Origin of the sequence: Arthrobacter oryzae (assembly GCF_031454875.1) — a bacterium.
GTDB classification, from domain to species: Bacteria; Actinomycetota; Actinomycetes; order Actinomycetales; family Micrococcaceae; genus Arthrobacter; species Arthrobacter oryzae_D.
In genome coordinates this window covers 65,785-78,292 of sequence record NZ_JAVDRQ010000010.1, presented here as the reverse complement: position 1 = coordinate 78,292, position 12,508 = coordinate 65,785, and the positions used below count along the sequence as shown (strand labels likewise).

Below are 12,508 nucleotides of genomic sequence, written 5' to 3'. Positions count from 1 at the left end.
GTCGACTCATTGTTCCGGCGTTAGGGCGTCGGTGTGGGGAGAACGGTATCGGCGATCTCCAGGGCCAGTTTCAAGGCTGGCGACATGACGGCGGGATTCCACGCGATGCCCGAATTCAGCAGGGGCACTGCGCCGGAGAGCGGACAGAACACGGTGCCGCCCGGCATGATGTCGGCGACTGAGTCCGGCATGAGGCTGACCCCAACGCCGCCGGCCACGAGGGACAGGGCGGTGTACGGGTCTGAGACTTCCTGCACCACGCGGGGCCGGAAACCGGCGGCAGTGCAGGCCGAGAAGATGGCGTCCCGCAGGGTGGATCCCTGGGCGGCCGGCATGGTGATGAAACCGTCCACTGCCAGTTCGGCGAGGCCGATGGAGACCCTGCCTGCGAGGGGGTGGTCTTCAGGCAGTATGGCGCCGAGTGGTTCCACGGCGATGCTCCGGGTGGCCAGCGAGGGCGCGTCCACCGGCAGTCCGATGAAGGACAGGTCCAGGGAGCCGTTGTCCAGCTGGTCGAGGGCATCCTGGGTGAGCAGTCCGCCGGTGAGCGTCAGCGCCAGGTGCGGGTAGCGGTTGCGCAACGCCCTGGTCAGGGGCGGAAGGGTCTTGTGGTTCAGGGCGCCGGAGAAGCCGATGCTGAGCCGGCCGTACACCTCGCCGCTGTCTGCCGTGGCGGCCCGCCGTGCCAGGTCCAGCTCCTCCAGGATCTTCCGGGCATGCGGCAGGAACGCGAATCCGGCGGTGGTCAGCGACACGGCCCTGGTGTTCCTCTCGAAGAGGGCGGTGCCGAGGCTCTTTTCCAGCTTCCTGATGGTCTGGCTCAGCGGTGACTGCGCCATGCGAAGCCGGTGGGCGGCCCGGCCGAAATGCAATTCCTCGGCCACTGCCAGGAAAGCCTCGATCTGCCGCAGTTCCACGCCATTCCTTCCGCTGGTTCCTTGCTCAGGTGTTGTCACGCCAAGGCTATATTGGCAGGAAAGGCGCAGACGACAACCCGGGAGGAACCATGGCGAACTCCGCATCGGGGGAGTCCGTCATCCAGCGCGTCGTCAAGATCCTGGATGCCTTCTCCAAGGGCCGTCCGCGGCTGACGCTTCGCGAGCTGGTGCGCCTCACCGGGATGTCCAGCAGCACGGCCCACCGCCTCGCTAACGACCTTGTGGACAGCGGGCTCCTGAACCGCGGCGAGGCCGGGGACTACGGCGTGGGCATGAAGATGTGGGAGCTCGCCTCGCGCAGCAACCCCTTGGAGGAGTTCCGCCGCCGGGGCCTCCCCTTCCTGGAAGGCGTCCACGCCGCCGTGCGGGAACAGGTGTCCCTGTCCATTCCGGATGTCGAGTCCCGGAGCGTGCTGTACCTGGAACAGCTGGACCAGCACGGCACGGCAACCAACCTGGCGGCGGTGGCGGGCAGGCTGGACATCCACAACACGACATCCGGTATGGCCATGCTGGCGCACATGCCCCGCCATGTGCAGGAACGCTTCCTCGCCGGGCCGCTGGAGAAGACCACGCCGAATACGGAAACGGATCCCGTAAAGATCCGTGCGCATCTGGCACTGATCAGGGAACGTGGCTATGCCCGGATGGCCGGGGTCCTGGTAGCGGAGAACACCGCCTACGCGGTTCCCGTCTTCGGTGAGGGCAACCGCGTGATCGGTGCCATCGCCGTCGTGCTTCCCACAGCCCATGAGAACCCCCATGTCATCCTCCCCGTCCTGGTGGCGGCCGGCCGCGGCCTGTCCCGGACCATGGGTGCGGAACGCCGCCCCTACGGCACCCGGCCGTGGCTGGAATCGGGTCGCCAGGAGATCAAAACCCGGGACGCCGCGAACTAACCTCATCCCGTTGAATGGGATATACGGCCGCGGTTCGTGACGCGGCTCATACAGTTTTTCTTCAGAGCCGAGGCTTCGAAACTTCCCACGGGAACGCCACTCTGAGCTGGCGCCGGCCCCCACCATTCAACCCGTGACACTCAATGAGGAGACACTATGGGACACGTTATGCAGCCCCCGACGGCAGATGCCCAGCAGGCCGTCGCCCTGGACGGGTCGGAAACCCCGCCCGCCAAAATGCCCCGGAAGGCAGCCCTGGCCTCCTTCCTCGGATCAACCCTGGAGTACTACGACTTCTTCATCTACGGAACAGCCGCCGCCCTCGTCTTTCCGAAGATCTTCTTTCCGGGCGGCGATCCCGTGGTGGCCCTGCTCGGAGCCATGGCGACATTTGGAGTCGGATATCTTGCCCGTCCGCTGGGCGGCATCGTGATGAGCCACTTCGGAGACAAGATCGGGCGCAAACAGGCACTGATGATCACTCTCGTGATTATGGGCGTTGCCTCCATCGGCATCGGCTTCCTACCGACGTACGGCCAGATCGGCTACTGGGCCACCGCGTTGCTGCTGGTGGGCCGGCTGGCGCAGGGCTTCTCCGCCGGTGCCGAGGCCGCCGGTGCTTCCACCCTCACCATGGAGCACTCCCCGGAAGGGCGCCGCGGATTCTTCACCAGCTTCGTGATGACAGGCTACGCGTCCGGCATGGTGCTCTCCACGGTCGTCTTCATCCCGCTGGCCGCCCTCCCGGAGGACCAGCTGCTCACCTGGGGCTGGCGCATTCCGTTCTGGCTTTCCGTGGTGGTCCTCGGCGTTGCCTACTGGATCCGTACCCGCCTGGAGGAACCGCCGGTCTTTGAAGAGGTCGTGGAATCGGACAGGCCCAAGGGCATCCCGGCGGCCGAAGTACTCAAGACCCAGTGGCGCGATGTGCTTCGCGTCGCCCTCGTCATGCTGTTCTCCGTCATGCAGACCACCTTCACGGTCTACGCCCTGGCCTACGCCACGGGAAGCTCCATCGGGTTGGACCGGACGCTGATGCTCAGTGTCAACGCCATCACCATCGGCCTGTCCATGTTCACCATCCCGCTGGCCGGCATCATTTCCGACAAGTTCGGCCGCAAGAAGGTGCTCCTGGTCGGTGCCCTCGGCTGCGCTGTTACATCGTTCGGCTACTTCTGGGCCATCAGCGAGCACAATATCGCCTTGATCTTTGTCTTCGGGTTCCTGAACATGTCCGTGTTCTACTCCTGCTGGAACGGTGTCTGGACGGTCTTCTTCCCCGAAATGTTCCCCGCGGCGGTCCGCTACTCGGGGATGGCCATCGGCAGCCAGGTTGGCCTGATCCTGACCGGGTTCGCCCCCGTCATTGCCACGATGCTCGCCCAGCCGGGCCCCGGCGGCTGGATCCCGGTGGCCAGCTTCACGGTGGTCTGCCTGACAGTCTCGGCGATCGCCATTGCGACGGCGCGGGAAACCCACAAGACCCCGCTCGAGGAGCTCGGCCTGCCCCGCAAACGCCGCATCTCCGCCTAGCGCCTGCCGGTTCCGCCCACACGGGCCCCAGACGGGTCCCCCGACGGGTCCGCCCACGCCCACCCACGCACCAGAAAGTTGATTCTTCCGTGATTTCATCAGCATCCGTACCAGCCCGTATCTTCCGCGTCGGCATCGTCGGCTGCGGCGCCATCTCCGGCAACCATCTCAAGGCCTTCGGCGCCCTGGACAACGTCCGGATCGTGGGAGTCTGCGACATCGACCTGGGGCGGGCCCGTGCCACCGCCGAATCCTGGGGTGTCCCGCACGCAGTAAACACCGTGGCCGAGCTCCTGGACCTCGGGCTGGACATCATCTCCGTCTGCACCCCACACCCCACCCACGAGGAAGTGGTGCTGCAGGCGGCTGCCGCCGGAGTCCACGTGCTGTGCGAAAAGCCGATAGCCACCAGGCTGGACGCGGCGGAACGAATGGTCGCTGCATGCGAGGAGGCCGGGGTTCAGCTGGGCGTGCTGTTCCAACGGCGTTTCTGGCCCGCTGCCCAGCGGATCCGTTCCGCCATCGACGACGGAACACTTGGCAAGGTCATCATGGCCCAGTGTTCCGTGATGCTGCACCGCGCCCCGGAGTACTACTCCCGCGATGCCTGGCGGGGCACTTGGGAGAACGACGGCGGGGGTGTGCTGATGACGCAGGCCATCCACCAGATCGATCTGCTGCAGTGGTATCTCGGTGATGTCGCCGAGGTGTACGGGAAGGTCAACACCTACCGGCACGGAGACTACATTGAGGTGGAAGATTCGGCAACCGCTGTCATCACGTTCGCGTCGGGAGCGATGGCAACCCTGGAAGCATCGACGGCAGTCTCACCCAACCTGGGAATCCAGCTTCGGGTCACGGGGGAAACCGGAGCCTCGGCCTCGCTGACGGAGTTCCCGGAAGGCAGCGACGGACGGCTTGACCTCTGGGCGGTCGACGAAAAGATCATCGTGGACCCCGTTCATCCCGAGGGCGTGGAGCCCAATGTTGATCTCTCGACGATCAACAGCCAGCTGATTCCCCACCACACCAGCCAGGTACGGGATTTCGTGCGGGCCCTGGAAACCGGTGCGGAACCGGCCATCACCGGCAGGGATGCCCTCAAGTCGCTGCGGATCCTCCTGGCGGTCTACGAATCCTCCCGTACCGGACTTCCCGTCCGCTTCGCCCGGATCAAGGTCCCCGCGAAAGTTGCAGGCTAGGGCATGGCTGAGAACCACAACGCTAAGGAACATCGCTACGCCGGCCGCCCCCTCACCCTGGGCCGCAACGGCCGCACACCGCGTATGCTCCGCAACCGGCTGGCCTCGGCCCCGATGGAGCGAAACTACGGCACCCCCGACGGGCACATCACCGAGCAGTACATCGACTACCTGGTCATCCGCGCCAAGGCAGGCCTTGGCATGGTGACCACCGAGGCCACCTATGTCCGCGCCGACGGCAAGGGCCGCACCCACCAGTTGGGGCTGCACAGCGACGACATGATCCCGGGCCTGCGGAAACTCACGGACGCGCTGCACGCCGAAGGTGCGCTGGCCGCCGTCGAACTCAACCACGGCGGACGCACCGCCCAGGCCGCGGTGTCCGGATTCAGGAACCTGGCACCGTCACCGGTGCCGTGCGAGGTGGCAGGCGGCGAGGTGCCGCGGGAACTCACGGCTGCTGAGTGCCACGAGCTTGCGGCAGCGTACGGCCGGGCGGCCGCCCGCGCGGTGCAGGCCGGTTTCGACGTCATCAACATCCACGGCGCCCACGGCTACCTGATCCACCAGTTCATGTCTCCCATCTCCAACCACCGCACAGACGAGTTCGCCGCCCCGGAACACTTCATGAACCTGGTGATCGACGAAGTCCGCCGGGCCGCACCCGACGCCATCATCGGCATGCGCGTCTCCGTGGTGGAAGGACCGGAGGACGGCATTACCGCCGATCAGCAATTGGCCATCATCGCCATGGCCCATCTGGAACACCTCGACTTCCTGGACATTTCCGCCGGCAGCTACGAGGCCGGCGAATGGATCGTCCAGTCCGGCGAATGGAAGCCGGGAATCCTGGCCGACTACGCCAAAGCCTACCGCCGGTTCGGGCTTCCGCTGGGCATGGCCGGGCGGCTGAACTCTCCGGCCATCATCGAGGAAGTCCTCAGCGGCGGCACCTGCGACTTCGTCAGCCTGGCCCGCGCCATCCACGCCGACCCTGCCTTTGTGGGAGGAGTGCTGCGCGGCGGGCGCTACCGGCCGTGCATCGCATGCAACGTCTGCATCGACAACCTGGGACTCGGCCAGGTGACCTGCACGGTCAACCCTGCAGTCGGCCGCTCCCGCGTCCCTGTCCCCACGCCGGCCGTGCGCGAAGGCTCGCGCGTCGTGGTGGTGGGTGCAGGTCCCGCCGGCCTCACCGCCGCCCGCGAACTGGCTGAAGCCGGGGCGCAGGTGACCGTGTTCGACGACGGCGCCCGCCCGGGTGGGCAGTTCGCCCTGGCCGAGCGGATGAAGTCCACCCCGGACTTCCGCCGCTTCGCTGAGTGGTCGGCGGACGAGAATGACCGCCTCGGCATCGAGGTCCGGCTGGGCACGCACGTGGACACCGGCGACGTAGGTGGGCTGGTCCGCGAAACCGGTGCAGACGCCGTCGTGATCGCCACCGGCGGGTTCCGCCCGGCTGCCGGCTTCCCGGGCGCGGAGTCCCCGAACGTCCGGGACGTGCGCGAGTGGCTCGCCGCCAACCCGGCCGTTTTGGACGGTCAGGACATTCCCGAATCCGTGACCATCTGGGGCGCCGACTCCGTGGCCATGACCGTGGCGGACACCCTCGCTGACCACGGCACCGCCGTGTTGCTGGTGGGCCCGCAGGATGTCATCGCACCCGAATCGGGCCGCCGCGCCAAGATCCTGGCCGTGCCGAGGCTGCGAGCCAATCCGCTCGTCCGGATCCGGCTCGGCGCCACTATCGAGGAGTACGACGGCAACCGGGTCCGGATCAGGTCTGCCGGCGGACCCGAAGGGCCGGATGCCCCCAGTGAATGGCTGGACGCCCCCGGCGAGTTGCTGGTCTCCCGCTCGGTGGCCCCGCTGGACGGCTCCGTGCCGGCGCGGGAACGCGACGCCGCGCTCAGCATCGCTGCCGGTGTCCCGGTGACCCTCGCCGGCACCGTGGTCGACCAGACACCGGCCATCGCCTCCAACGCGGTGAAAAGCGGCTATGACGCCGCCCAGCGCGTGGCCGCTGCGCTCGCGGAGTCGCCAACCGACCATCCTCCTGCACTCATCCTGAACGGAGCAGCATCATGAATACCTCCCCACGCCGCCAGGTGGGCCTGGCCCAGTTATCCCTGGTGGGAACGGCGCCCCCGGCCCTCGTGGTCATTGCCGCTGAGGCGGGCTTCGACTTCATCGGCGCCCGCGTTCGGCCCGTCACCCCCACCGAACGCGCCTACGACCTGCAGCCGGGTACGCCCATGCTGAAGGACACCCTGGCCCGTATGCGGGACACCGGGGTGACCGTGAAGGATGTCGAGTTCCTGCTCCTCGACGGCAGCGACCAGCGCGAGGCCTGGCTGCGGATGATGGCGGCAGGGCAGGCACTGGGCGCAAGCTCGCTGACAGTTGCCGGCGCCGACGCGGACACATCCCGCCTGGCGGACACCCTCGCCCGGATGACCGAAGACGGCCGCGGCTTCGGCATCGTGCCCACGCTGGAACCGATCTCGTACCAACCGGTACGTTCCATCCCTGCTGCGGCGGAGCTCGCACACAAGGCAGGCTGCAAGATCGTGGTGGACGCGCTGCACTTCACCCGCTTCGGCGGCACGCCCGAACAGTTGGCGGGCAGCCTGGAGCTCGTTCCGCTGCTGCAGCTCTGCGACGGCCCGGCCGCGGGACCCGTCAGCCGTGAAGGGCTCGTGACCGAGTCCCGGTCCGAACGCGGTGTCCCCGGCGAGGGCGAGTTCGATCTCGCCGCGTTGGTGGCCGCCTTCCCCGCCGGAACGCCCGTGAGCGTGGAAACGCCGTCGGACCGGCGGGTTTCCCAACACGGCGAACTGGGCTGGGCCCGGACCCTCAAAGCCGCTTCCGACGCCGTGCTGCAGGCGGCGGACAATCTTCAGGAAGCAGGAGCCAAATGAGCGAAGTACTGGAAAGCATGACGGCGGAACTCACCGCCGGTGTCCGCGTCCCGCTGATCGGGCTGGGCACCTGGCCAATGGAGGGCGAGGATGCTACCGATGCCGTGGAGCGCGCCATCGGCAATGGTTACCGCCACATCGACACCGCCGAAAACTACGGCAACGAACACGCTGTGGGCGAGGGCATCCGGCGCAGCGGCATCGCGCGGGAGGACGTCTTCATCACCACCAAGTTCAACAAGGACTGGCACAGCCGGGACGGAGTCCGCACCGCCTTTGAGCGCTCCGCCGGCCGACTGGGCGTGGATTACCTGGACCTGTTCCTGGTCCATTGGCCCAACCCCGCGCTGGGCCGCTTCGTCGAGGCCTGCGAGGGCCTCCAACAGCTGGCGGACGACGGTGCCATCCGCGCCTGGGGCGTCTCCAACTTCAAGCCCGCCCATCTGCGGAAGGTCCTGGCTGCCGGGTTGACGGTGCCGGTCAACCAGGTGCAGGTGGACCCGGCGCACGGCCAGCCCCGCCAACTGGCGTTCCACCGGGAGCACGGCATCACCACCGGAGCGTACAGCCCGCTGGGCCGCAACGGTGATTTCCTGTCGAACCCGGCCATCACGGGACCGGCAGAGGAACTGGGCAGGACGCCCGGGCAGATCGTGCTCCGCTGGCATGTGCAGCAGGGCCGCATAGCCACGCCGAAATCCGCCAGTGACGCCCGGCAGCGGCAGAACCTGGACGTCTTCGGCTTCGAGCTGACGCCGGCCCAGCTGGCGGCCATCAGCGCATTGGAGACCGGCGGCCCGCCGCGCCTCGATTCAGACACCTTCGGCCACTGAGAACTACGGCCACCAGAGAGACACCGAACGAACCACAATGGAGAACCCTATGAACGCGAGCATCGACTCGGCAACGCCGGACTCGACAACAACGGCCTCCACTCCGGAGCTGGACCGCCGCCTTCCCGCCTTGGAGTGCGATGTCCTGGTGGTCGGATCCGGCGCCGGCGGCCTGTCCGCGGCCGTCACTGCCGCCTACCACGGCCTGAAAGTCATCGTGGTGGAAAAGGCAGACGTCTGCGGCGGTGCCACCTCCTGGTCCGGCGGCTGGGCCTGGGCCCCCGGCAATCCGCTGGCCAGGGCTGCCGGCGTGAACGAGGACAAGGAAACCTTCCGTACGTATCTGCGCCACACCCTGGGCGAGCACTACCAGGCGGACAAAGTGGATGCCTTCCTCGAAGCCGTGCCGCACATGGTCGGCTTTTTCCAAAACAGGACGTCCCTGCAGTTCGTCCCCGGGACCAGGATTAACGACATCTACGGCAAGGTACCGGGCGCAGGCACCGGCAACCGCTCGGTGGGGCCAAAGCCGATCGACGCCCGCCGGATCCGTCCGGAACTCCGGAACAGGATGCGCCACCAGCTCTACGAGACGTCCTTCCTGGGCATGGGCATCATGGCCGGGCCGGACCTCACCAAGTTCCTCTCCGCCTCGCGGGGGAATCCCAAGGGCATCCTCCACGCCGGCTGGCGCATGGGCCTGCACGTCCTGGACCTGCTGACCCACCGCCGGAACATGCAGCTGGTCAACGGCACTGCCTTGACCGGCCGCCTGATGAAGTCCGCGGACGACCTGGGCGTGGACATCCGCGTTTCCACGCCTGCCCGCCGGCTGCTTACCGACAACACCGGCAAGGTGACTGGCGCCGTCGTCGGCTCCCCGGACGGTGAGCTGCAGATCAACGCAGCACGCGGCGTCGTTCTCGCCGCCGGCGGCTTCCCCAACGACGTCCGGCGCCGGGAGGAGCTCTTTCCGCACACGCCCACAGGCCGCGAACACTGGACGCTGGCACCCAAGGAAGCCACCGGCGACGGCATCAGCCTTGCCCAGGCTGTGGGCGCCCGGTTCAAGAGCGATGTGAAGTCCGCTGCTGCGTGGTGCCCCGTTTCGCTGGTGCCGTACCGCAGCGGCCGGACCGGGACCTTCCCGCACATCATGGACCGCGCCAAGCCGGGCAGCATCGGCGTCCTCGCCAGCGGCAAGCGCTTCGTCAACGAGGCCAACGGCTACTACGACTATGTCGCTGCGCTGATGGAGGCCACGCCCGAGGGCGGGACTGCAGAGTCGTGGCAGATCGCGGACAGCCGGTTTGTCCGCAAGTTCCCGCTGGGCATGGCCAAGCCGCTGCCGGTCCCGCTGTTCCCGTACCTGCGCTCGGGCTACCTGAAGAAGGGCCGCTCTGTCGAGGAGCTTGCTGTGAAGTGCGGCATCGATCCGGCGGCCCTCAGAGCAACTGTCGAGGAGTTCAACCGCAATGCCCGCGACGGCGTGGATCCTGATTTCGGCCGCGGGGAGACGGCCTTCAACCGCTACGGCGGTGACGCAGGACACCGGCCCAACCCTTCGCTCGGCCCGATCGAAAAGGGGCCGTTCTACGCGGTCCGGGTGGTGCCGGGCAGTTTCGGGACGTTCGCCGGACTCGACGCCGACAGCCGCTCACGGGTGCTGGACCACGATGGCCGGCCCATCGGTGGCCTGTACGTGGCAGGCAACGACCAAGCGAACGTGATGGGCGGAAATTATCCCGCCGGCGGCATCAACCTGGGACCCGCCCTCACGTTCGGCTACATCGCCGGCCGCGACCTCGCCGGAGCCACCACCTACGAGGACGACGGCGGACTCCCGCAGGCGGGGCATGACGCCGGACCTGCTTCGAGGCCAGCCGCAGGGACGGCGTTGCACATGCCATTGACCGCCTAGGGTGCCGAGCGTATGCTGACGCTCACTTTCCGGGGCCGTCGCTCGGCGGGGGTCCAGGTCTCCTTCTAGAGCACGTGCGGCCGCCGGGTGCCGGGGCGGTTGCCGCGGGGCTATTTCCGGCGGATCGCCAAGGGGCACAATTCCATGTCTGAAATCACCATCAACGGCATCACCATCGATCCGATCAAACAGAACCGGGCCCTGCGTGACGCCGGGCTGGTCGCCGAGGATGCCTCGGAGTCGGACCATATCCTCATCCAGACCACGGAACCGCTCACGGCAGATCAGCGTGCCGAACTGGCCGGGATTGACGTCGAGATGCAGGAGTACGTCTCGGACAACACGTACCTTGCGGCGTTCCCGCCGGAGGACCTGAACCGGGTGCGCGAGCTGCCCTTCGTGAGCTGGGCTGACGTCTACTCCCGCGTCTTCAAGATCCCGCCGCCGCTGCTGCCCCGCAGCACGGACTCGGGCAGTGTCCGGTCGCTGGCAGACCACGAACCGCGTCCGGACCGCCGGCTGGAACGGGTGGACCTGCTGCTGCACCCGGGCCTCGAGGCCGGACCGGACCTGATCGCCCGGGTTGCCGCGGCAGCCCGGGTGGAGCCGGACGCCGTGGCGGTGACGCCGGGCAAACTTCGGGTCACCACTTCTGTGGGCCAGCTGCCCGACCTGGCGAAAATAGATGAGATCCGGGAAATCCATCCGGTGCGCGACCGCCAGCTCTTCAACAACGTGGCGCGGGAAATCCTGAATGCCCGGGTCCAGCTCAACGGAACGACGTACCGTGGCGACGGCGAAGTGGTGGCCGTAGCGGACACCGGCTTTGATACCGGAGATGCCGCCAATCCGCATCCGGCGTTCACGGGACGGGTCAAGGCGCTCTATGCACTGGGGCGGACGGCGCCGAACAAGGCGGATGATCCGCACGGCCACGGCACCCATGTTGCAGGCTCGGTGCTCGGCCGCGGAAACTCGGCCACCATGGGCGGAGACATTGAGGGAACGGCGCCCGAGGCGAAGCTGATCCTGCAAAGCGTCCTGGACGCCAGCGGCGGCCTGGGCGGCATCCCGGTCAATCTCAATGACCTCTTCCAAAAGACGTACGACGACGGCGCCCGCGTACACACGAACTCCTGGGGCGTCCCCGGACTCAACCTGCCGTACGACGCCAGCTCGCGGGAGATCGACGAATTCGTGTGGAACCACCCCGACCAGGTGATCTGCTTCGCCGCCGGGAACGACGGTGTGGACGGAAACAGCGACGGCACCGTGGACTCGAACTCCATCGGATCCCAGTCCGCCGCCAAGAACTGCATCACCGTGGGCGCCAGTGAAAGCCTCCGCAAGGAATTCGCACCGTCTTACGGCACCTACTGGCCGGGGGACTTCCCCTCGAATCCGGTGAAACGGGACAAACAGGCGAACAACCCGGACGGGATGGTGGCGTTCTCCAGCCGGGGGCCCACCAAGGAGGGCCGCATCAAGCCCGACGTCGTGGCGCCGGGAACCAGCATCCTGTCGGCGCTTTCGCGGAACGCCCCGATGGGCAACACCTTCGGCACGTCCACGGACCCGCTGTTCTTTTTCGATTCCGGCACCTCCATGGCCTGCCCGCTGGTTGCCGGCTGCGCCGCCGTGCTGCGCGAGACCCTGGTGAAGAACGGCCTTGCCGCGCCCAGTGCTGCGCTGATCAAAGCCCTCCTGATCAACGGCGCGGACGTGCTGCCCGGCCAGTACAACCCAAGCGAAGCCGGGGAATCGCCGAACGGAGCCTCCGGCTGGGGCAGGGTGAACCTGGCCCGTTCCGTGGTCCTTCCCGGCCAGCCGGGCAATGCGGGCCTGGGCGAAGGCGGCCCGCTGGAACAGGGGCAGGAGGAAACCTTCACCATCGACATCCCCGAGGAGGTCCCCAAGGTTGTTGCCAAGGCTAGGCGGCACCGTGGCCCGGCCGGGGATCCTGAACCCGCCGCGGCCGGTGCCACGTTCAAGATCACCCTCGCATGGTCCGATCCGCCGGGCCCGCAGCTGCAGAACGACCTCGACCTTATTGTGCTGGCCGCCGACGGCACTGAACGCCACGGAAATTCCGGTTCCGCCGCCGGCTTCGACCGCCGGAACAATGTGGAACAGGTCCTCTGGACGGGCATGCCGCCGGGCCGGGCGACGATCGTGGTCCGGGCCTTCCGGATCACGCAGTTTCCGCAGCCCTACGCCTTCGTATGGCGGCTGTCCTAGCATTGATGTAGAGCGTGAACCGA

9 protein-coding genes are annotated in these 12,508 nt (G+C 67.4%); 8 read left to right on the top strand and 1 reads right to left on the bottom strand.

The features are described 5' to 3' along the window. Positions 1 to 20: 20 nt before the first annotated feature. Positions 21 to 917 carry a LysR family transcriptional regulator gene (locus J2805_RS17935; protein WP_309978627.1) on the bottom strand — a complete coding sequence of 299 codons (897 nt, stop codon included), beginning with the start codon at positions 915 to 917 and terminating at the stop codon, positions 21 to 23. Positions 918 to 1,006: 89 nt separating this feature from the next. Here J2805_RS17935 and J2805_RS17930 point away from each other — a divergent pair, with 89 nt between their 5' ends. The 8 genes from J2805_RS17930 to J2805_RS17895 all read left to right on the top strand — a co-directional run bounded on the left by J2805_RS17930 (position 1,007) and on the right by J2805_RS17895 (position 12,485). After that, positions 1,007 to 1,837 carry an IclR family transcriptional regulator gene (locus J2805_RS17930; RefSeq protein ID WP_309978625.1) on the top strand — a complete coding sequence of 277 codons (831 nt, stop codon included), beginning with the start codon at positions 1,007 to 1,009 and terminating at the stop codon, positions 1,835 to 1,837. A gap of 156 nt (positions 1,838 to 1,993) precedes the next feature. Continuing rightward, positions 1,994 to 3,370 carry an MFS transporter gene (locus J2805_RS17925; protein ID WP_309978624.1) on the top strand — a complete coding sequence of 459 codons (1,377 nt, stop codon included), beginning with the start codon at positions 1,994 to 1,996 and terminating at the stop codon, positions 3,368 to 3,370. 89 nt (positions 3,371 to 3,459) lie between these two features. Then, positions 3,460 to 4,572: a Gfo/Idh/MocA family protein gene (locus tag J2805_RS17920; RefSeq protein ID WP_309978623.1), complete on the top strand. Its 1,113-nt coding sequence runs from the start codon at positions 3,460 to 3,462 to the stop codon at positions 4,570 to 4,572. 3 nt (positions 4,573 to 4,575) lie between these two features. After that, positions 4,576 to 6,660 carry an FAD-dependent oxidoreductase gene (locus tag J2805_RS17915; RefSeq protein WP_309978621.1) on the top strand — a complete coding sequence of 695 codons (2,085 nt, stop codon included), beginning with the start codon at positions 4,576 to 4,578 and terminating at the stop codon, positions 6,658 to 6,660. After that, positions 6,657 to 7,493: a sugar phosphate isomerase/epimerase family protein gene (locus tag J2805_RS17910; RefSeq protein ID WP_309978619.1), complete on the top strand. Its 837-nt coding sequence runs from the start codon at positions 6,657 to 6,659 to the stop codon at positions 7,491 to 7,493. Before J2805_RS17915 ends, J2805_RS17910 begins: the two co-directional genes overlap by 4 nt. After that, positions 7,490 to 8,326: an aldo/keto reductase gene (locus tag J2805_RS17905; protein WP_309978617.1), complete on the top strand. Its 837-nt coding sequence runs from the start codon at positions 7,490 to 7,492 to the stop codon at positions 8,324 to 8,326. Before J2805_RS17910 ends, J2805_RS17905 begins: the two co-directional genes overlap by 4 nt. Before the next feature lie 49 nt (positions 8,327 to 8,375). After that, positions 8,376 to 10,247 (top strand): FAD-dependent oxidoreductase, encoded by a 1,872-nt coding sequence (locus J2805_RS17900; protein ID WP_309978615.1) that lies wholly within the window; start codon positions 8,376 to 8,378, stop codon positions 10,245 to 10,247. 144 nt (positions 10,248 to 10,391) lie between these two features. Beyond that, entirely contained in the window at positions 10,392 to 12,485 is a 2,094-nt protein-coding gene (locus tag J2805_RS17895) for a S8 family serine peptidase (RefSeq protein ID WP_309978613.1), read from the top strand. Positions 12,486 to 12,508: the final 23 nt, after the last annotated feature.